Source organism: Desulfovibrio sp. SGI.169 (genome assembly GCF_050313595.1).
GTDB lineage: Bacteria > Desulfobacterota > Desulfovibrionia > Desulfovibrionales > Desulfovibrionaceae > Desulfovibrio.
Window position 1 is genome coordinate 68,183 of record NZ_JBNPLS010000001.1, and the last position, 20,331, is coordinate 88,513.

Annotated in this window: 18 protein-coding genes and 1 tRNA gene; 11 read left to right on the forward strand and 8 right to left on the reverse strand. The window is 62.8% G+C overall.

What is annotated here, in order from left to right:
• Window positions 1–44: 44 nt before the first annotated feature.
• The gene (gene sfsA / locus ACQRA4_RS00295; RefSeq protein WP_427821079.1) at window positions 45–881 is read right to left on the reverse strand and encodes a DNA/RNA nuclease SfsA; all 837 of its coding nucleotides are present in this window, start codon (window positions 879–881) and stop codon (window positions 45–47) included.
• Window positions 882–968: 87 nt separating this feature from the next.
• On the opposite strand from sfsA, the gene ACQRA4_RS00300 reads away from it, so the two are divergent.
• The 7 genes from ACQRA4_RS00300 to purE all read left to right on the forward strand — a co-directional run bounded on the left by ACQRA4_RS00300 (window position 969) and on the right by purE (window position 8,052).
• Window positions 969–2,162 (forward strand): pyridoxal phosphate-dependent aminotransferase, encoded by a 1,194-nt coding sequence (locus ACQRA4_RS00300; RefSeq protein WP_427821080.1) that lies wholly within the window; start codon window positions 969–971, stop codon window positions 2,160–2,162.
• A 79-nt stretch (window positions 2,163–2,241) separates the two neighbouring features.
• Window positions 2,242–2,317 (forward strand) — tRNA-Ala (locus ACQRA4_RS00305).
• A 299-nt stretch (window positions 2,318–2,616) separates the two neighbouring features.
• Window positions 2,617–3,096 carry a hypothetical protein gene (locus ACQRA4_RS00310; protein WP_427821081.1) on the forward strand — a complete coding sequence of 160 codons (480 nt, stop codon included), beginning with the start codon at window positions 2,617–2,619 and terminating at the stop codon, window positions 3,094–3,096.
• Between the two features lie 369 nt (window positions 3,097–3,465).
• Window positions 3,466–3,651: a hypothetical protein gene (locus ACQRA4_RS00315; protein ID WP_427821082.1), complete on the forward strand. Its 186-nt coding sequence runs from the start codon at window positions 3,466–3,468 to the stop codon at window positions 3,649–3,651.
• A gap of 562 nt (window positions 3,652–4,213) precedes the next feature.
• Window positions 4,214–5,890 carry an FG-GAP-like repeat-containing protein gene (locus tag ACQRA4_RS00320; RefSeq protein WP_427821083.1) on the forward strand — a complete coding sequence of 559 codons (1,677 nt, stop codon included), beginning with the start codon at window positions 4,214–4,216 and terminating at the stop codon, window positions 5,888–5,890.
• Window positions 5,891–6,202: 312 nt separating this feature from the next.
• The gene (gene purD, locus ACQRA4_RS00325) at window positions 6,203–7,516 is read left to right on the forward strand and encodes a phosphoribosylamine--glycine ligase (protein ID WP_427821084.1); all 1,314 of its coding nucleotides are present in this window, start codon (window positions 6,203–6,205) and stop codon (window positions 7,514–7,516) included.
• Between the two features lie 38 nt (window positions 7,517–7,554).
• Window positions 7,555–8,052: a 5-(carboxyamino)imidazole ribonucleotide mutase gene (gene purE, locus ACQRA4_RS00330; RefSeq protein ID WP_427821085.1), complete on the forward strand. Its 498-nt coding sequence runs from the start codon at window positions 7,555–7,557 to the stop codon at window positions 8,050–8,052.
• 75 nt (window positions 8,053–8,127) lie between these two features.
• On the opposite strand, the gene ACQRA4_RS00335 is transcribed toward purE, so the two are convergent.
• The gene (locus ACQRA4_RS00335; RefSeq protein ID WP_427821086.1) at window positions 8,128–8,430 is read right to left on the reverse strand and encodes a hypothetical protein; all 303 of its coding nucleotides are present in this window, start codon (window positions 8,428–8,430) and stop codon (window positions 8,128–8,130) included.
• 159 nt (window positions 8,431–8,589) lie between these two features.
• On the opposite strand from ACQRA4_RS00335, the gene mutL reads away from it, so the two are divergent.
• The gene (gene mutL / locus ACQRA4_RS00340) at window positions 8,590–10,533 is read left to right on the forward strand and encodes a DNA mismatch repair endonuclease MutL (RefSeq protein WP_427821087.1); all 1,944 of its coding nucleotides are present in this window, start codon (window positions 8,590–8,592) and stop codon (window positions 10,531–10,533) included.
• A 13-nt stretch (window positions 10,534–10,546) separates the two neighbouring features.
• On the opposite strand, the gene ACQRA4_RS00345 is transcribed toward mutL, so the two are convergent.
• From ACQRA4_RS00345 to ACQRA4_RS00355, 3 genes are read right to left on the reverse strand one after another with little or no spacing between them, the layout of a single operon-like run.
• The gene (locus tag ACQRA4_RS00345; RefSeq protein ID WP_427821088.1) at window positions 10,547–10,891 is read right to left on the reverse strand and encodes a hypothetical protein; all 345 of its coding nucleotides are present in this window, start codon (window positions 10,889–10,891) and stop codon (window positions 10,547–10,549) included.
• Entirely contained in the window at window positions 10,888–12,153 is a 1,266-nt protein-coding gene (locus ACQRA4_RS00350) for a tetratricopeptide repeat protein (protein ID WP_427821089.1), read from the reverse strand. The genes ACQRA4_RS00345 and ACQRA4_RS00350 overlap by 4 nt, the downstream gene beginning before the upstream one ends.
• A gap of 6 nt (window positions 12,154–12,159) precedes the next feature.
• Window positions 12,160–12,762, reverse strand: coding sequence for a hypothetical protein (locus ACQRA4_RS00355; RefSeq protein WP_427821090.1), 603 nt, complete (start codon window positions 12,760–12,762; stop codon window positions 12,160–12,162).
• 183 nt (window positions 12,763–12,945) lie between these two features.
• Here ACQRA4_RS00355 and serS point away from each other — a divergent pair, with 183 nt between their 5' ends.
• Together serS and rimO are read left to right on the forward strand one after the other, a co-directional pair.
• Window positions 12,946–14,220, forward strand: coding sequence for a serine--tRNA ligase (gene serS, locus ACQRA4_RS00360; protein ID WP_427821091.1), 1,275 nt, complete (start codon window positions 12,946–12,948; stop codon window positions 14,218–14,220).
• Between the two features lie 231 nt (window positions 14,221–14,451).
• Window positions 14,452–15,783 carry a 30S ribosomal protein S12 methylthiotransferase RimO gene (rimO, locus tag ACQRA4_RS00365; protein ID WP_427821092.1) on the forward strand — a complete coding sequence of 444 codons (1,332 nt, stop codon included), beginning with the start codon at window positions 14,452–14,454 and terminating at the stop codon, window positions 15,781–15,783.
• Window positions 15,784–15,964: 181 nt separating this feature from the next.
• Here the strand turns inward: rimO and ACQRA4_RS00370 are convergent, their stop codons facing one another.
• A complete protein-coding gene (locus ACQRA4_RS00370) occupies window positions 15,965–16,849 on the reverse strand; it encodes a flagellin (protein ID WP_427821093.1) in 885 nt (294 codons plus the stop codon).
• A 381-nt stretch (window positions 16,850–17,230) separates the two neighbouring features.
• Between ACQRA4_RS00370 and ACQRA4_RS00375 the strand changes: the two genes are divergently transcribed.
• On the forward strand, window positions 17,231–17,761 hold the full coding sequence (locus ACQRA4_RS00375) for an Hsp20/alpha crystallin family protein (protein ID WP_427821094.1): 531 nt from the start codon (window positions 17,231–17,233) through the stop codon (window positions 17,759–17,761).
• Between the two features lie 326 nt (window positions 17,762–18,087).
• On the opposite strand, the gene ACQRA4_RS00380 is transcribed toward ACQRA4_RS00375, so the two are convergent.
• Both ACQRA4_RS00380 and gap read right to left on the reverse strand, forming a co-directional pair.
• Window positions 18,088–18,972 carry a flagellin gene (locus ACQRA4_RS00380; protein ID WP_427821095.1) on the reverse strand — a complete coding sequence of 295 codons (885 nt, stop codon included), beginning with the start codon at window positions 18,970–18,972 and terminating at the stop codon, window positions 18,088–18,090.
• 349 nt (window positions 18,973–19,321) lie between these two features.
• Window positions 19,322–20,323, reverse strand: a complete 1,002-nt coding sequence (gene gap, locus ACQRA4_RS00385) for a type I glyceraldehyde-3-phosphate dehydrogenase (protein ID WP_427821096.1) — start codon at window positions 20,321–20,323, stop codon at window positions 19,322–19,324.
• Between the last annotated feature and the right edge of the window lie 8 nt (window positions 20,324–20,331).

Below are 20,331 nucleotides of genomic sequence, written 5' to 3' on the forward strand. Positions count from 1 at the left end.
CCAAGCACCAAACAATTTATCCGCAGTGTAACGCAAAAAGCCTTCTAAATGCCAGAGCGGCGGCGGGCCTGACCCAAATCGAATCTTCCCTTTCGCACCGGCAGCGGCCCGCCCAGCTCCACGCCGCGCGGGCTGACCTCGGCCCTGTAAGGGTATATCTCCACCCCGCGGGCCATTGCCTCGTAAAACAGCTCGGCATAAAGCGGGTCAATAAATTCCGCCGGGGCGAAGCAGTGTCCGTCGGGGCGCTGCACCAGGTAGAACATGGCCGCGCGTTCGCCCGAACTAACAATATCCATGAGCTCGCGCAAGTGTTTTTGGCCGCGCTCGCTGGCCGCATCAGGGAAGCAGGCCGCGTCGTCCTCCACCATCGTCACGTTTTTGCATTCCACCCAGAGCGGCGGCAGGCCCGGCCCGGCAAGCAGACCATCCAGACGGCTTTGGCCGCGCCTGGCCTCGCGGGTCAGGCTGGCGTAACCCGCCGCGAAGTCCAGCCGTCCGGCTTTGAACGCCGCTTCCAGCATGCGGTTGGGCACGCTGGTGTTGACTCCCACCCAGAAGCCGCGTTCGCCCCCCGGCCCGGGACCTGCCGGGCCGCAGGGCACGGCGCATTCCCTCACCCAGACGCATTCCTGGGTATACTTGAGCTTTCGGGCCGGGTTCAGGGCCGGCGAGGCCAGCACCGGCGAACCGGGACGGGTCAGCCCCAGCATGCTGCCCGAATTGTTGCTGTGCACCCAGATGGATGCGCCGTTCAACAGCAGCTCCACACTGAAACGCTTGCGCCTTTGCACAAAAGCGCCGGTCACGCAGTCTGGCGGCAACGGCAGCAAGGGCTTTTCCGGTTCGGCCCGCGCAGCGTCTTCAGAGACTTCCCGCATTTACACCCCTCTGTGAACCTGCTAAAAACATCACAGGTTTTTACTTTTTCCAGCCGCGTCCGCACGCATAACGTGAAGGAGCCTTCCATGCAGATTTCCGACCGCTTGCGCAGCATCAAACCTTCTCTGACTCTCAGTGTCAACAGCCGGGCCCTTGAGCTCAAGGCCCAGGGCGTGGACGTGACCAGCCTGGCCGTGGGCGAGCCGGACTTTCCCACCCCACGGCATATCTGCGACGCGGCCAAGGCGGCCATTGACGCCAACTTCTGCCGTTATACCGCCGTGCCCGGCATTCCTGAACTGCGCAGGGCCGCGGGCGGCTATTTTCAGCGAAACTACGGCGTTTCCGTGCCTGTGGAGTCCATTGTCATCGGCGCTGGCGGCAAGCATTGTCTTTATAACTTTATGCAGGCCACCATCAACCCCGGCGACGAGGTGCTGATCCCCGCGCCCTACTGGCTGAGCTATCCCGACATGGTTGAGCTGGCGGGCGGCGTGCCCGTGACCGTGCATGCCGGGCCGGAACGCGGATTCAAGGTCTCCCCCCCCATGCTTGAGGAAAAGGCCACGGATAAAACCCGCCTGCTGATTCTCAATTCGCCCAGCAACCCTACCGGCGCGGTTTATTCGGATCGGGAGTTCACGGAAATCATGCGCTGGGCTCTGGCACGGAATATCTTTGTGCTGGCGGACGAAATTTACGATCAGTTGGTATTCCCGCCCGCGCGGATGACCAGCGCCATCACCTGGTTTGAGCGTTGCCCCGAGCTGGTGGCCGTGCTCAACGGCCTGTCAAAAAGCTACGCCATGACCGGCTGGCGCGTGGGTTTTCTGGCCGCGCACCCGGATCTGATCAAAAAAATATCCTCCATGCAGGGGCACAGCACCTCCAGCATTTGTTCCATATCCCAAAAGGCCGCCCTGGCCGCCCTGGAAGGCCCCGTGGATTGCGTGGCCGAAATGCGCGAGGCATTCATGCGACGCCGCGACCTGGCCCTGAAAATCATCGGCGGCTGGCCGTGGGCCGTCTGCCCCAAACCCGACGGGGCCTTTTATCTCTTTGTGGATGTGCATCAATGTTACGGCGATCAGGCGCGCAACTCCACAGAGCTGTGCACCTGCCTGCTGGACAAGGCCCATGTGGCGCTGGTGCCGGGCGCGGCCTTCGGCGACGACAACTGCATCCGCCTTTCTTACGCGGTGGCGGACGACGTGCTGGCCGACGCCCTGACCCGGGTGGGCGAAACTCTGAACCAACTGGCGACAAACGCCCGCCGTTGAGCAAAAAACAACAACTTGAAAAAATATCCCAAAAAATATTGACAGCATCCGCCCTTTCGGGCAGTATGCCTCTTGCCGTGGGGCTGTAGCTCAGTTGGGAGAGCGCTTGAATGGCATTCAAGAGGCCGTCAGTTCAATTCTGTCCAGCTCCACCACAATTTTTCAGGGGTTACGGTGTTTGCCGTAACCCCTTTCGTTTTGCAGACATGGGGCGAAGGGTTCAAGCCTTTCGTTACAGCTAGATGTGAAAATGCCAAAAAGGAACCTGAATTTTTAAGTTTCCTTTTTTTATTTTTAAATCACAAAGAGTAAAATATTTAATAATATAATTTTGACATAATTATTCATGATTTTGCTCTTGTCATACTATGTTTTATTGATGGTAATCAAGAAAAACATTAGTTTTTAAACTGATACAGTTCTCCTCAGACTGAGTTCTATACATGGAAAAGCAATGTCCAAAAATAAACTCTCATATTCCGCAATGGCAATTGTCCTGTTTCTGTCTATTTCCAGTCCGCAGGCGATAGCATCTGAAAAAGAGGAACTCGCCCCAGGCTATGATGAGTGCATGAAAAAGGTTGAATCATTCGCGGATGAAGTTGAATGCAATATCGCAGCCAAAAAGTATCAGGCCAAAAGACTGGAAGAAAATTATACGCGAGCACGCAAGCTATGTGATAAAGCCGAAAATCCTAAATTATGTAAAAGCGAATTGAAAAAGCTGGAATTAGCCTGGTTGGATTTTGAAAACCGGGTTTACTCATATTTATTCAATGGGGGCATCTTTGGCCCTTACCAGTATAAGGACTATAATTCTGACGATACCATTCCAAGAGAACAAAGAAACGCCGAACATTTTGAGGCTGTGGAAACGAAACGCCAGGCTGATAGAATGGATTTATTCTATAGACTTTATGAAAGATGGCAATAGCGTCAGTACGTCAATTTTTCTTCTCACGCCGTGAAAGACCGCAATGTGATAAATACTTTCAATAAATTACATAGGGCCATGACTAGCAGAGAGCCAGTAAAAAGGCTAAAAGATGGACATGGCAATCAGAAACAAGCATTCCCGCCGTTCGAAGATTTCAGAAACGGAAATTCGGCAAATCGCCAGGCTTTTTACCATTGCCACACGATATGCCGAAAATATTCTTCATTCCTGGCGGCAGTCCGTATCAGGCGCATGGCCATTTGGACTAAAATCAAATGATGACGCTCTCTAAAGCTTTTGGTCGTCAGTCCGAAAAGAGGATGAGAACCAGGAAAAAGCGCCGCCGGAGGGCGGCCGGAGGATGTCATGGATGACGTGCAGATGGGTGTGAGTGTGGCCGTGACCAAGGAAGCCATGGATTTCCAGGCCAGCATGAGCGCGAACCTCATCAACGGCTCGCTGGAAAAGGGCGCGGAAATGCAGCAGACCCTCGCCCGTAGCGCGGGACTCGCTGCCGAGGGCATTGGCGGCAAACTCGATGTGGTGGCCTGAGGGCATGCGCCCGGGGAAATGAAGAGGACAGGGCCGCGCAGGGAACTCCCCTGCGCGGCCCTGCGGATCAGGCGTTGAGTTCCGAGCGGAATTTGCGGGAAAGCCGATTCCACCATTTGTGCAGAGTTGGACGCGAAGCTCCACAACGCCGGCAAACAAGACCGGCGTCTCCAGATTCCTCATAAAATTTAATCCATTGAAGGCGTTGCCGAGCTTATTTTTCCATGGGGAAGAGTATCGATAGATTGAAATGACGGCTATGAATCACACACCCTTTGGCCGTTGGGACCTGGGCTGACAGTTCTGTCCGGCTCACCACATCTTTCAGGGGTTACGGCGAATTGCCGTAACCCCTTTTGTGTTGCGCGGCATGGGCGAAGGGTTCAATCCTTTCATCCGACCAGCTGCGCAAAACCAGCCCGCGATCCCTGAACCTGGACGCGCCCGCCCTGAAGGCGGTCGGCTTTCGTGTTGCGCGGTGAAGCAAGTATGCGTATAGTGCGCTGATATGGCGGGGTTGGAGCTTCGCCGCGCCGCTGAAAAATACTCCAAGGAGTACGGGATGAAACTTGCCATGCGATTGTCCTTGACGGTCTGCCTGCTGACGCTTGCCCTGGGCCTGGCCCAGAGCGTTTCGGCCGCGCCGAAAAGCTTTGTGCTGCTGCCCTTTACGGTGAACGCGCCGCAGAGCTACGCCTATTTGTCCAAAGCCGTGCCGGCCACCATGCAGGCCCGGCTCAACCGACCCGGCATGCTGGAGGGGCGCAGCGCGCAGGCCAGGGCGACCTCCGCCACGGAGGCCCGCAAGGCCATGAACGGCGCGGATTACGCTGTGTGGGGCACTGTGAGCGTTATGGGCAATGAATGCACCATTGAAGTTCACAGCGTGGACAAGGCCGGCAAAACCTGGAGCAAAACCGCCCAGGGGCCGTTGAGCGGCCTGACCGCCACAGTGCAGCAGTTGAGTTCCGCGCTGGGCGGCGAGGTTTTTGGCGTGACCGTGGCGGCGCGGCCCGCTTTCATGACGCCGGGCAAGGGGCAGCCGGTCAACCAGATGAACTCGGATATTCTGGTCAATGAGACGGGCCAGCAACAGGTTTACCTGAACCCGCAGTTTCGCTATCAGGGCGCCGGGGCGAGCGACGGTTCGCGCCTGCGCAGCCAGCGCCTCAAGGACAATATGGTGGACATGGCCGTGGGCGACTTCAATGGCGACGGCAAAAACGAAGTGGCCGTGCTCGGCGATCACAAGCTGACCATCTACGTCTGGCACACTGACGGAAAGCTCAGGGAATTGGGCTCCACCCTGATTTCACAGTCCAACCTCAATTTCTCCATGCGGGCCATTGACCTGAACCGCGACGGCGCTCAGGAACTGGTTGTGGCCACCTTTGAGGAAGACGAGAACCGCCCCTACTCCTACTTCTATTCCTTCAAGGGCAACAAGCTGAGCCAGTACGCCGAGCGCATTCCCTATTTCGCCAGCGTCATCAGAACGCCGCCCACCTTCACGCCCACGCTGGTGGGCCAGGGCTGGGATTCGCTCAAGCTCTTCTCCCCCGGCGTGCATGTGATGGTCAAAAGCGGCAACAGGTTTTCCCTGGGCTCCCGCCTGAGCCTGCCCACCGGCGCCACGGTGTTCAACGTGGCCTGGCTGCCCGCCGGCAAGGACAATCATGGCGCCCAGCTGGTCATGCTCACGGACGATGAACGCATCAAGGTTTTCCAGGGCAACGGCAATACCCTGATCCACACCACGATGGAGCGTTTTTCCGGTTCCGCCACGGGTATGGATCACTACAAGGGCATGCCGGGCCTGGGTGTCGACCGCAACTATCAGCTGCCCAGCAAGTATTACGCGCCCATGCGCATGATCTCGGCGGATCTGGGCCGCACCGGCGAATATGTGCTGCTGCTCAACAAGCCCATTTCCACCGCTTCGCAGCTTTTTGACCGCTACCGTTTTTTCCCCCAGGGCGAAATTCACGCCCTGTACTGGGACGGCGTGGGCCTGGGCCTGAAGTGGAAAACCCGGCGCATCCGCGGCTCCGTGGCTGAGATTGATCTGGCTGACGTGAACAATGACGGCATTCTGGATTTGGTGGTGGGCCTGAACACCTCGCCGGATCTGGGCATTGGCAGCCGCCAGAGCATGATCACCGCCTATCCGCTGGATGTGTCCCAGACTGACCCGAACATGCCCGCCGACCTCAGCGATTTTGAGGTGAACCCCAACTAGCGTCTGCTTGCAAAAGCGGACGCTACAAAACCCGCAAGGGTTTTGCGGCGGCGTGGCCGGGTTCATTCGCGAAAAACCATGTTTTTTCACGAATGAACCCGCAAAGATTCTTCGCGGAATTCCGCGCGGAATTTTTGCAATCAGGCCAGCCTTCCGCGCATGCGGCCCTGCGGGGCGCGCGTTGCGGCGACTTTCATCCGCCGTCCGCAGGGCGATGCGTGAAGGCGTTTCGGAATCGTATGACAATCCGGCCCTCCGCCCGGCGGGCGGAGGGCCTTTTTTCATCCACCATCAGCACAAAAGGAGAGCAAGGTGCGCATCCTTGTGATCGGTTCCGGCGGGCGTGAGCACGCCCTGGTCTGGAAATTGCGCCAGAGCCCGCGGGTCAGTGATATTTTCGTGGCGCCCGGCAACGGCGGCACATGCGGGGAAGGCGCGACCAACGTGCCGGTGGCCGTTGACGATCTGGACGCTCTTGTGGCCCTGGCCCGCCGGGAAAAGATTGACCTGGTGGTTCCCGGCCCCGAATTGCCGCTGACGCTGGGCATTGTGGACCGCATGCGCGAGGCCGGCATAGCCTGTTTCGGCCCGGACGCCTACGGCGCGCGCCTGGAGGGCAGCAAGGCCTTTGCCAAGGAAATCATGCGGCGGGCCGGCGTGCCCACGGCCCGTTGCGCTGTGTTCAGCGATGCGGCAATGGCCAGGCAATATGTGGCCGAGGTGGGCGCGCCCCTGGTAATCAAGGCTGACGGCCTGGCCGCCGGCAAGGGCGTGGTGGTTGCCGAAAGTTCGCGGGAAGCCCTTCAGGCCATAAGCGAAATCATGGACGACAGGGCCTTTGGCGCGGCGGGCGACCGCGTGGTGCTGGAGGAACGCCTGGTGGGGGAGGAGGCATCCTTCCTCTGCTTCTGCGACGGCGAACGGGCCGTGCCTCTGCCTTCGGCCCAGGATCACAAGGCCGCCTGGGACGGCGACAAGGGGCCCAATACCGGCGGCATGGGAGCCTACAGCCCCGCGCCGGTATTGTCCGACGAGCAACTGGAGCGCATGGCCGACCTGACCATACGACCCGTTCTCAGAGAGCTGGCCGGGGACGGCCACCCCTTTGTGGGCGTGCTCTATGCGGGCCTGATGCTCACCGCTGACGGCCCCAGGGTGCTGGAGTACAACGTCCGTTTCGGCGATCCGGAATGCCAGCCCCTGCTGGCCCGTCTGGAAGGCGATCTGGCGCAGGTCATGCTGGATTGCGTCAACGGCGGGCTGAACCCGGCCAGCTTCGGCCACAGCGCGCGTACCGCGCTGGGCGTGGTGCTCACGGCCAGGGGCTATCCGCGCGAGTACCCCAAGGGCCTGACCATCACGGGCATTGAAGCGGCGGAGGCTCTGCCCGGCGTCAAGGTTTTTCACAGCGGCACGACCATCAGGGAGCAAACGCTGGTTTCCAGCGGCGGGCGGGTGCTCTGCGTCACGGCTTTGGGCGACGACCTGCCCGCCGCCCAGAAGGCCGCGTATGCCGCTCTGGAAAAAATCAGCATGCCGGACGGCTTTTACCGCACGGATATCGGCGACAAGGGCATTCGCCGTCTGACAGGGCGGCCCGAAACGCCGGGCGCCGCCGGCAAGTAGGTTCCCGTTCGGGGAAAACAGCGAGGAAAGGGAGAAGTATGGCTCATGTCGTTATTTTGATGGGGTCCAAATCTGACGAGGAAAAGGTCAGCCCCTGTGTGGATGTTCTGAAAAGCTTGGGTATTGAGTATGTGTTTACCGTGAGTTCGGCCCATCGCACGCCGGAACGCACTGAAGCCCTGGTGCGCGACGAAGAGGCCAGGGGCGCGCGGGTTTTCATCTGCGCCGCCGGCATGGCCGCGCACCTGGCCGGGGCCGTGGCCGCGCGCACCAGCAGGCCGGTGATCGGCATTCCGGTGTCCGGCGGCGGGCTGGCCGGCATGGACGCGCTTTTCTCCACCGTGCAGATGCCCCCCGGCTTTCCGGTGGCCACGGTGGCTCTGGACAAGGCCGGGGCGCGTAATGCGGCATGGCTGGCCGCCCAGATTCTGGCTGTGGCCGATCCCGCTCTGCACAAAAAAATTGAGGCGGCCCGCGCCGGCATGCGCGCCGATGTGGAAAGGGCCGGGGAAGAAATCAGCAAAAAGTACGCCTGAACGCAAGACGCCGGCGTACATGAAAACCCGCGGAGAGCGCGCTCTCCGCGGGTGAGGCTGTCATGCGGGAGGGCTTCAGGCCGTGCCGTAGTGCGGGGGGCGGCGCGTTTCCGCCCCGGCGCTGACCCGAAAAATCTGAACAGTGTACTGCCCTTTGGCGCCGCACATGGGGCAGCCGTCCGTAACCAGCAGGCAGGAGGCGTCCAGCTCCAGAGGGTCTATGCCCGCCTGTTCCAGAATGCGGGTGGCCCGGCCCTGCTCCCACATGACGGGGGAACCGCAGCGGCCGCATTCCACATAGAGCAGTTCGGGGTCATAGCCCCTGGGGGCGAAAGCTCCGGCTTCGACAGGCGTGATGGTTGAATCTGTAGTGCGCATGCTTTTCTCCCGGCGGGCGGCGCGCGCGAGTGCGCGTGTGATCTGGCGCAATTTCCGCCTGCCCTTTTCAAAATAAGCACGCCGCGCCGCAAGGCAAGAGCGCGAAACCGGTCGCCGGGGCGGCTTGCGTTGCGTGGATGAGCCGACTACACTGGCTTCATGTCTGAAAATATGCGTCATATCCGTTTATTACCGCCTGAGTTGCGCAATCAGATCGCGGCCGGCGAAGTGGTGGAGCGCCCGGCCAGCGTGCTCAAGGAACTGGTGGAAAACAGCCTGGACGCCGATGCCCTTCGCGTGGACGTGCGCCTGGACAACGGCGGACAGAGCCTGATCCGCGTGCAGGACGACGGCTGCGGCATTGCCGCCGAAGAGCTGGAGCTTTCCGTTACACGCCATGCCACCAGCAAGATCGCCAGTCTGGAAGACCTGGAGCGCATCCGCTCTTACGGTTTCCGGGGCGAGGCCCTGCCCAGCATAGCCTCGGTCTCCCGCTTCCGCATGGTGTCGGCCTGCGGGGGCGCGGCCCAGGCTGTGCAAGTGGAGCACGGTCGCCTGTTGTCGTCAAGCCCGGCGGCGCTGCACAAGGGCACCATTGTGGAGGTGCGCGATCTTTTTTCCAATATACCCGCCCGCCTCAAATTTTTGAAGACCCCGGCCACGGAGTTCAAGCGCGCCCAGGACTGGCTGGCGCGCCTGGCCCTGGCCCGCGCCGATGTGGGCTTTGGCCTGCATTCCGGCGAGCGTGAGGCGCTGCGCTTTCTGCCGGGGCAGAGCCTGCTCGACCGCCTGGCCCTGCTCTGGCCCCGTCTGATTGTGGAGGCCCTGCGGCCTTTTGACGCCGAGCGCCACGGCATTCGCGCGCACGGGCTGGCGGCCCTGCCCACGGTGAGCCAGCCGCGCGGAGACCGCATCCTGCTTTTCGTCAACAGCCGCCCGGTGGCGGACAAGCGCCTGCTGGCCGCGGTGCGCGAAGCCTACAAGGGGCGTCTGACCAGCCGCGATTATCCGCAGGTGGTCCTTTTTGTGGATATGGATCCGAGCGAGGTGGACGTCAATGTGCATCCCGCCAAGTCTGAAGTGCGTTTCCGGGATGAATCCGCGGTTTTTTCCGCCTGTCTGCACGCCGTGCAAAGCGCGCTGACCACATCCTTCACATCCGCTCTGGCTGAGCCCGCCCCTGATGCCGACGCGTTCGCGGCGGAAGCGCCCTTGCCCGCCGGGCAGGCGGCGTCCCGGCCGCTGGGCTTCTGGGGGCGTCTGGACAATCCGCCGCTGCTGGCGCGCCCGAAAAGCCCGAATGTCGCGGAAGATTCGCCGGAAAGCTGGCGGGTAAGCGCGTCCTCCGGCCTGGGCGCGGCCCCGCGCGTGTTCGCCCCCGCCGGGGAGGACGCCGCGCCGTATGGGGCCTGCGCGCCGCGCCGCTTCCCGCCCGACATGGAAATGGAAGATGCCGCTTCACCGCCGGATGCGGACTGGCCCGCGCCGGAAGCGGCCACGCCCCATGCTGGGCCTGAAAGCGCGTTTGCGACGCGAGAGCGCGCGCCCCTGCGCGTCGGCGTTTTTGCGTATCTGGGGCAGGTGGCCAACACCTATCTGATTTTGCGCGACGACGAGGGCGCGCTGCTTCTGCTGGATCAGCACGCCGCGCACGAGCGGGTGCTGTATGCGCGCCTGCGCCGGGGCGGATTTGCGGGCACGGGCCAGTGCCTGGCGCTGCCTCTGGAGCTCGCGCTGCACCCGGCCGAGCTGGAGCGCTTTCAGGAATTGCGAGATCGTCTGGAACATCTGGGCTTCACGCTGGAGCGCGCGGGCAATGCGCTGCTGGCGCGGGCCATACCGCCCCTGCTTTCGCGCGCCGAGGCCCGCGACTTTCTGCGCGAGGCTCTGGCCGGGCGCAAGGACGATCTGGCGGGCATGTTCATTTCCATGTCCTGCAAGGGGGCCATCAAGGCCGGGCAACGCCTTACGGACGATGAGGCCGCCGGCCTGCTGCGCCAGTGGCTGGACGCGCCGGAGCGGGAATATTGTCCGCACGGCCGCCCCTGCGTCCTGCGTTGGGACGCGGCGGCACTGGAAAAGCTTTTCAAGCGCCGCCAGTGAGCCCGGCTGGCGCTCAATGCCCGGAATAGTCCAGCACATTGTTCAGCGGCGCCGCGCTGCGACGGATGCGGCCCCGCTCGAAAACATGGCGGACAAGCCGCCAGTTTTCCATATCCAGCACGTCCAGCTTGCCCTGATGCTCCGGCCGCAGATGCCGGCCCAGGGCTTCCAGCGTTTCATCCACGGGAAAATAGACGCCCTCAAAGGAAATGCGGAGCATATCCCCTTCACGGCAGAGCACGGGCTCGTCCGTGTCGTCGGGCATGGCCCCGGCGCAGGCGGCCTCAAGGTCGGCCTGAAAGGCGTCTGAAACAGGATAGACGTGACCATAAACCTTGAGCAGGGGCGCGCGGTTCATGGGGCGGCCTCTGCGGACGGGGCGCTTGCGCGAGAGTCGGCTCCCCCGGAGGCGGCGGGGCGTTTGCCGACGGGCGCGGCAAGAAAGGATCGCGGCAGGGTGGCGGGCGCGGGCCGCGCCGGGGCCGCCGCCTCCCCTGCGCGACAGTAGTTCTGCGCGCGGGCCACCGCCAGGCCCTCGCAGTCGCCCAGGCCGCAGGCTTCCGTGAAGTCCGCGCACATGCCCCGATAGTCGCGGCGCAGCATGCGCACCGCGCCTCGCGCCCGCAGCCTCCGGGCCAGCTCCGCGCCCTGGGGGGCCGGGCCGGCGCGGACGTTGAGCGCCGCGTCAAGGTCGCCCTCGGCCAGCGCCAGTTGTTGCAGCCGCCAATGCGCCAGAGCGCGGATGTAGCGTGCTCTGCTCAGGCCGGGGGAGAGCCGCAGGGCCTCGGTGCAGGATTCCACGCTTTGCTGGGGCAGGTCGCGCTGCAACTGGGCTTCGGCCAGAAGCAGACGAACCGTGGCGCTGCGCGGCGCGCGCGCGGCCGCCTGCTCCAGAGCGCCCAGGGCGGCGGCCTCGGTCAGCCAGCCTTCGGGGCTGAGATCAAGGGCGGCCTGGGCCCGCCAGAGCCCGTCCAGGCGCGCGCCCATCCGTTCCCACTCTCCGGCGCGCCAGAAAGTTTCTTCCTTGTCGGGGGGGGCGTCTGGCGTCGCCGGCGTCGCGTTGTCGGGCCCGACCGCGCCATCCTCCTCAAGACCGCCGGGCCAGTGGCGGCCCATGATGTTCAGCGCCTCTCCGGTTTCGCTGATAAGGGCGTGACGCAGGGACAGCAATTCGGGGTTGCGCAACGCCCGAAGTAGTTCCTCCCCGGCGCTGGGCCGGGGCGTCAGGCTGAGGGGCACATGCAGGCGGGCGTTGCCGGCCTGATTGTCCGTCGCGGCGGCGGGCGGCGGCGCGGCGGCGCGGTAAAGCTGCGCGGCCAGGGCCTGGCGCTGCGCCGGGAACACGCCCATGCGGATTTCACGCCGCTGGGGCAGGCCGGCGGCGGCGCGCCGCAGGGCCTTAAGCCAGGCCGTGGCGCGGGCGTGCGCCCAGGCCGTGTCGCGCGACACCGGCGGAACCACGCGGCGCGTCTCCACCTCGGTAATGGTCTTCAGCGCCAGCGTCGGCGCGGCCGGCGCGGACGCCGGCGCTTCCGCGACAGGCTCAGACCACGCGCGGGGCGGCGTCCAGAAGCACAGAAGCAGCGCGAGGCCCGCAATCCCGAAACGCGGGGCCGTCATGGCCGCCTATTTTTTACCCTGGATGGTCTGCACGATCTTCTGGGCCATGGGCTTCACAAGGTCCCGCAGAGTTTCCAGCATGAGATTGTCCGCGGCGGCGCCCGATGGCAGGCCGGTGCGGCTCTGGCTGGCGTTGAGCGATTCGTGCATCATGCGCCCCTGGCGGTTGGCCAGCGCATAACTGACCCGCAGGTGGGTGGATATGTCCGTGGCCGAGACCTCGCGCAGCCAGGCCTCCTCCACCTGGCCGGTAACCAGGTAGTCGGGGTTGCCGCTGCGCGCCTGATTCACATTGAGGGCAAAGGTGACCTGCATGCCGTTGCGGGCCAGCTCGTCGGCCAGCGCCCGGCTGATCCACTGGGAAACGTCGTCGCTGGTCACAAAGGCGCTCTTGTCGCGGCGCACGCCCAGAGCGGACTGATCCTGCCGCTTATCGACAAAAGTCACCACACTGATGCGCGGGGCGTTGGGCGCCGGCAGCACAGAGGCGTCCAGCGGCGGCGGAGGCAGCAGACGCACATTGTTGCTGGGGCCACAGGCCGAAAGCAGCAGGGTTGTCAGCAGAACGGCCAGCGGCGCGAAGATGACGTTATGGCGGGAATGTTTCATGGCGGCCTCGCGGGTTCAAAAAAGTTTCAAATTTTTTTTGGATATTTTTTAGATATATCCGGAAAACGCTCGTCTTGCAAGGCAATGCTCCCCATGCTACAGCCTTTGTCGGAGTGTCGCGCGCGGCGTTTTTGCCGGGCTTGCTGATTTGACGCGCCCCAAGGGCGCGGCGCAGGAGCGCTTATGATTGATCTCAAACTGGTGCAGAAACAGCCGGAAGTGCTGGCCAAAGCCCTGGCCGATCGGCATTCGGAACTGGATGTCAATGAATTTTTGAGTCTGGACGCCCGCCGTCGCGCCCTGCTCGCGGAAGTGGAGGCCCTCAAAAGCCGGCGCAACACCGCTTCCGGCCAGGTGGCGGCTCTGAAGCGCGAGGGCGGGGACGCCGCCCCCCTGCTGGCCGAGCTGGGCGGCCTTTCGGATCGCATCAAGGAGCTGGACGGGCAGACCGCGCAGGCCAGGGCTGATGTGGAGGCCTGGCTCATGCGCGTTCCCAACATTCCAGACGCCTCCGTGCCCGTGGGCCTGGACGAGACGGAAAACGTCGAGGTGGCCCGCTGGGGAACGCCGCGCGCCTTTGACTTTCCGGCGCGGGAGCATGGCGACCTGGGCACGGCTTTGGGCGGGCTGGATTTTGAACGCGCCGCGCGCCTGACGGGCAGCCGTTTTGTGGTTTCCCTGGGCTGGGCCGCGCGTCTGGAACGGGCGCTGGTCAACTTTTTTCTGGACCGGCACACAAGACATGGGGGCTATATCGAAGTCAGCCCGCCCTATATGGTCAACAGGGCCGCCATGACCGGCACGGGCCAGTTGCCCAAGTTTGAGGAAGACCTCTTCAGGCTGCGCGACTGGGAGTATTATCTGATTCCCACCGCCGAGGTGCCGCTGACCAATCTGCACGCGGGGGAGGTGCTGGACGAGGCCGACCTGCCGCGCGCCTACTGCGCGGCCACGCCCTGTTTTCGTTCCGAGGCGGGCAGCGCCGGCAAGGACACGCGCGGCATCATCCGCATGCACCAGTTCACCAAGGTCGAGATGGTTCGCTTTGCCCATCCAGATGACAGCTTCAACCAGCTGGAGCTGATGTGCGGCCATGCCCGGCAACTGCTGGAGCTGCTGGAGCTGCCCCACCGGGTCATCACGCTCTGCACCGGCGATATGGGCTTCGGCTCGGCCAAAACCTATGACGTGGAAGTGTGGCTGCCCGCGCAGAACACCTATCGCGAAATTTCCTCCTGCTCCAACTGCATTGATTTTCAGGCCCGGCGCGCGGACATCCGCTTCAGGCCCAGGGGAGGCAGGACGGCCTTTGTCCACACCCTGAACGGTTCCGGCCTGCCCACGGGCCGCACCATCGCCGCCATTCTGGAGAACGGCCAGCAGAAGGACGGCAGCGTGGTTCTGCCCAAAGCGCTGAGGCCCTACATGGACGGGGTGGAGGTGATTGAGCCGCGTTGAACGCCGTAACGGGCCTGGTGCCCGAGTGCAAAAATTCCGCGCGGAATTCCGCGAAGAACTTTTGAGGGATCGCAAATGAACCCGGCCAGGCCGCCGCTGAACCTTGCGGGTTTGGTGTCCACTTTTGCAAGCAGACACCAGGCCAAAGGCGCGAACCGGCTTGGCGGACGCGCCCGCCGCGGGCCCGCTCTTGCATTTTGACTTCGCAAAAAGCCAAAGCAACCTTGTGACATGAATACACGCACCGCGCCAAAAGCCCTGACAGTCTGGTCACTGAGTCTGGGATGCCCCAAAAACCGGGTGGACAGCGAACGCCTGCTCGGTTCTCTGGGTACGCCTGTCAAAAGCGTGACCCAGATGGGCCGGGCGCGTTTGGTTTTTATCAATACCTGCGGTTTTATCGCTCCGGCCGTGCGTGAATCCGTGCGGGCCGTGCTGGACGCCGCGCACCGTCTGGCCCGCTGCAAGAACAGGCCCCTGCTGGCCGTGGCCGGTTGCCTGGTGGGCCGCTACGGCGTACGGGAGCTGGCCCGCGAACTGCCAGAGGTGGACCTCTGGCTGCCCACGAAAGACCTGGCGAACTGGCCGGAGCTCTTGGCGCGCGCCCTGCGCCTGCCGGCCCCCCCGCCAAAGATCGCGGACGGCAGGGGCCGCCTGCTCTCCACCGGGCCGTCCTACGCCTGGCTTAAGATTGGCGAGGGCTGCCGCCACAAATGCGCCTTTTGCACCATCCCTTCCATACGCGGCGGGCTTCGCTCCGAAAGTGGCGAGGTTCTGCTGGCCGAGGCCCGCGCCCTGCTGGGACAAGGGGTGCGCGAACTGGCGCTGGTGGCCCAGGATGTCACCGCCTGGGGCGGCGAATCGGGTGGGGGAAAAGCCCTTCCCCACCTGCTGGAACAACTGATGGGGCTGGACGGCCTGACCTGGCTGCGCCTGCTCTATCTCTACCCCAGCGGCGTCACGCCGGAGCTTTTGCGTTTCATCAAAGAGACGGGCGCGCCCCTGCTGCCCTATCTTGACATTCCCTTGCAGCACGCCCACCCGGATGTGCTGGCCCGCATGGGGCGGCCTTTTGCCGGCGACCCCCGGCGCGTGCTGGATCGGGTGCGCGACATCCTGCCCGAAGCCGCCGTGCGCACCACATTCATTGTGGGATATCCCGGCGAAAGCGAAGCGCATTTTGACAGCCTTTGCCGCTTTGTGGAGGAAAGTCGCTTCCGGCATCTGGGGGTCTTCGCCTATCAGGCCGAGGAGGGCACCCCGGCCGCCGCGCTGCCTGATCAGCTGCCGGACGAAATCAAGGAACGCCGCCGCGCCACGCTTATGGAAATTCAGGCGGGCATCAGCGAAAGCCTGCTGGAAGCCGAGGTGGGCCGCCGCCTGCCTGTGCTGGTGGACGCGCCGCATTCGGAATGGCCGGGCCTGCACAGCGGGCGGGTCTGGTTTCAGGCGCCGGAGGTGGACGGCATGACCTATGTCAGCGGCCCCGGCGTGGTTCCCGGCGCGCTGGTGGAATGCGATATCGTGGAGAATACGGCCTACGATCTGACCGCGCTGGCCTGAAGTGCGGTCTTGTTCCGGTTGGTCTTTCGCATGTTCGGCCTGTGCCGCGGCATGACCGGGCGGCGCAGGCTTTCGCAAAACGCCGCGCATCCCCGGCGGCGGGCCGCATAAAAATATCCCCGGAGGGTCGCCCCTCCGGGGATATTTGGTCTGTGCGCGCGAAGCACGCCCTCAACCAGGATCAGCCAATGAGCTGCATGGCCATCTGCGGCATGCTGTTGGCCTGCGAAAGCATGGCCACGGCCGACTGGGTGAGGATCTGGTTGCGGACAAACTGCGTCATTTCCGTGGCCACGTCCACATCGGAAATGCGCGATTCAGCCGCCTGCAGGTTTTCGGCTTGTGTGGTAAGGTTGGAAATGGTGTTCTCCAGACGGTTTTGCAACGCGCCCAGATGCGCCCGAATCTTGTCCTTGGAAACCACGGCGTTGGTCAGACCCACCAAGGCCTTCTGCGCGGCTTCCTGCGTGGAAACCGTGTAGGCGGCGGAGGAGGAGTCGGCCTCATTGCCCACACCCAGGGCCGAGGCGGTGCTCGTGCCGATCTGGATGTAGTAATAGTCTTCCGCCGAGTCGTTGGCCGTGCCGAAGTGAACCTTCAGCTTGCCGGTGGCGGTCATGCCGCTGCCGTCGTGCGTGCTGCTTGACAGATTGCCGTCCAGCAGCTTGATGCCGTTGAAGTCCGTGGCGTTGGCGATACGGGTGATTTCCGACGCCATGGCCTGGTACTCGGACTCAATCATCAGACGCTGGGTGGAATCGTAAGTGCCGGTGGCCGCCTGTTCGGCCAGTTCCTTCATGCGGGTCAGCTTTTCGTCGATGACGCCCAGGGCGCCGTCGGCGGTCTGAATGAGGGAAATGGCGTCGTTGGCGTTACGCACGCCCTGTTGCAGAGCAGCGATGTCGGTGCGCATCAGTTCGCGGATGGCCAGGCCGGCGGCGTCGTCAGCCGCGGAATTGACGCGCAGGCCCGAAGACAGGCGCTGGGTTGAGGTCTGCAAGTTGCCGTAATGGCTGGTCAGGGTGTTGGCGACATTGGTGGCCATTTGGTTGTGATTGATATACATGACATTCCTCCATGAATGTGCTGTCTGCCCGGCGGTGCACTATGCGCGCCCGCTTCCTTGCGGACTGCCGCCGCACAATGCCTGCGTTCGCAGGGTTGATGCTGTTGTGTCCGATACGCCCGCCTGTTTTTTTCGGCAGATTGGCCAAAAACATCAGGGGGCGGCCCCTGCCTTTCCCCTGACTCGTGGCGTCAGAGGGGGCAAAAATTGCCTGAAAAACCTGCACCCAGCCTTAAGCATGATTCGTGCCAAAATCAGCGTCGGAAGTTCGGCGCGCCAGCGTGGGGCCGCACGCGATCAGGCGACTTTTCCACAGGCTATTGACATAATAACTATGGTGAATATTTCAATGATAGAACAATTTTCACAGGAGAATCCACCATGAGTAATATGCATTTTTCCCCTCGCCGCTGGTTTGCGCCTCGCGAGACTGCCCCCCGCCGGGGCGATATGCCGGCCACGCCCGCGCGCGACGAAATAGACAGCTTTTTCCAGAGCATGTTCAACGGCATGGTGACGCCGTGGGAAGCCATGAACGAATTTTTGCCCTTCTGGCGGCATCAGCGCGCCGAGGCCGACATTCTGCCAAGTCTGGATCTGACCAGCGATGAGAAGGCTTATGCCCTGAGCATTGAGCTGCCCGGCGTTGCGCCGGAAAACGTCAGCCTGGAAGTGCGCGACGCCGCCCTGATCATTGCCGGCGAAAAAAAGTGCGAGCGCGCGGACGACAAAAAAAGCTGTCATGTGCTGGAGCGTATCTACGGTTCCTTTCAGCGGGTGCTGGCCCTGCCGGATGATGCGGATGTGGACGCCATCACGGCGGCGCACAAAAACGGCGTGCTGACCGTCATTATTCCGCGCAAGGCCCCGGCCCGGCCCCAGGCCAAAACCATTGAGATAACCAGGGAATAAAGGCCCCGATCGGGGCGCGTGAAAGCGCGCCGGGGCTGCTGACAAAGGTCAGCAGCCCCGGAAATCAGGAGCAGGTCGCGGCTTCGCCGCGCCGCAAGCGACTGATTTTCGTGTCTTTCAATCCGCTCAAGCGGCCTGAGGGGCCGTAAACGCCGCAAAGCGTGCCTTGTCAATAGTCTGGCCGCGTGAAAGCGCGTCTTGTCTCAAAAATGCAGAAGCCCGGTTCGCTGTTACGAACCGGGCTTTTTTCGCATCGTTGCGGCCATGCGGCACTCCCCTGCCGCGCGGTCGATTAGGGGTTGGCTCCCTCCACCACGAAGTTTTTCCTAGCCGATGAGCTGCATGGCCATCTGCTGCATGCTGTTGGCCTGCGAAAGCATGGCCACGGCCGACTGGGTGAGAATCTGGTTACGGACGAACTGCGTCATTTCCGTGGCCACGTCCACGTCGGAAATGCGCGATTCAGCCGCCTGCAGATTTTCCGCCTGGGTGGTCAGGTTGGAAATGGTGTTTTCCAGACGGTTCTGCATCGCGCCCAGGTGCGCCCGAATCTTGTCCTTGGAAATCACGGCGTTGTTCAGACCCACCAGGGCCTTCTGCGCGGCCGCCTGCGTGGAAATGGAATAGGCGGCGGACGAGGAGTCGGCCTGGTTGCCCACCCCCAGGGCCGAGGCGGTGCTCGTGCCGATCTGGATGTAATAATAGTCTTCCGCCGAATCGTTGGCCGTGCCGAAATGCACCTTCAGCTTGCCGGTGGGGCTCATCCCACCGCCGTTGTGCGTGCTGGTCGACAGATTGCCGTCCAGCAGCTTGATGCCGTTGAAGTCCGTGGCGTTGGCGATACGGGTGATTTCCGACGCCATGGCCTGGTACTCGGACTCAATCATCAGACGCTGGGTGGAATCGTAGGTGCCGGTGGCCGCCTGTTCGGCCAGTTCCTTCATGCGGGTCAGCTTTTCGTCGATGACGCCCAGGGCGCCGTCGGCGGTCTGAATGAGGGAAATGGCGTCGTTGGCGTTGCGCACGCCCTGTTGCAGGGAGGCAATGTCGGTGCGCATCAGTTCGCGGATGGCCAGGCCGGCGGCGTCGTCAGCCGCGGAATTGACGCGCAGGCCCGAAGACAGGCGCTGGGTTGAGGTTTGCAGGTTGCCGTAATGGCTGGTCAGGGTGTTGGCCACGTTGGAGGCCATCGAATTGTGGTTGATATACATACATTCCTCCATGAATGCTGTATGTCCCGGGCGGGGCCCAATGCCGACGCGTCCATGCGTCCTTCCGCTCCTGTAATCCTATCGGCGTTCCGGCGCGATGCATTAGGGCCGGCAGGAAAATTTTTCCTGCCTTCAACATATTGCAATATATGAATTTTTTGAAAAAAAGAGACAAGGGAAGCGCTTTTCATACCTTTTGCGCGGCAAAATTTTCCCGCTGGCGCGCGACGCCCGGCGCAGAAAAAGCCCCGCCTGTATATGACAGACGGGGCTTCGACCCGGGGCCTTCATCCCTCCGCGGGCGCTGTCTGATGCAGCCCCGCCGCCAGCCGGGAAAACAGAACGCGAATCAGCAGTCCTTGCCCACCATGCGCAAAAGCCGCAGCAGCTGGTTGGTGAAACCGGCCTCGTTATCGTACCAGAGCAGCAGCTTGACCATGCTCTGATCCAGCACCTGGGTGGACAGGGCGTCCACCACGCCGCCGCAGGCGCTGCCCCTGTAGTCGATGGAAACCAGAGGCTCTTCGGAAAAGCCCATATGGCCGCCGAGCGCCCCCTGGCTGGCCGCCTTGAGCGCGGCGTTGACGGCCTCGGCGTCGCAGGGCTTTTCCACTTCACAGGTCAGGTCGACCAGCGAACAGTCAAAGGTGGGCACGCGTACGGACATGCCGTTGATTTTGCCCGCCAGCTCCGGCATGACCACCCCCACGGCCTTGGCCGCGCCCGTGCTGGACGGCACCATGGAGACGCCCGCGGAGCGACCGCGCCGCCAGTCCTTGTGCGAACCGTCCAGAATGCGCTGGCTCATGGTGTAGGAATGGATGGTGGTCATCAGGCCGTGACGGAAGCCGAAGTTCTCGTGTATGACCTTGACCGCCGGGGCCAGGCAGTTGGTGGTGCAGGAGGCGGCGGAGATGATGGCGTGCTTGGCCGGGTCGTAGACGCCATGGTTGACGCCCATGACGATCATGGCGTCCACGCCCTTGCCCGGCGCGGAGATGACCACTTTTTTTGCGCCGCAGTCCAGATGCCGGGAAAGGCCCTCGCGCTCCTTGATGGCGCCCGTGGTCTCCACGGCCAGGCTTACGCCCAGCCGCCCCCATTCCCACTCGCCCGCCTTGTGGCGGGTCACCGTGATATGGCGGCCGTTGACAATAATGCCGTCGTCATCGTGCCCCACCTCGCCGGGAAAAACGCCATAGGTGGAGTCGTATTTGAACAGATAGGCCAGGGCGGCGTTATCCGCGCGGGCGTTGACGGCCGCGATCTGGAGTTCCTGATCGTCGGCCAGCAGGCGCAGCAGGTAGCGTCCGATGCGGCCGAAGCCGTTCATTCCCAGTTTGACGGGCATGGTTGCAC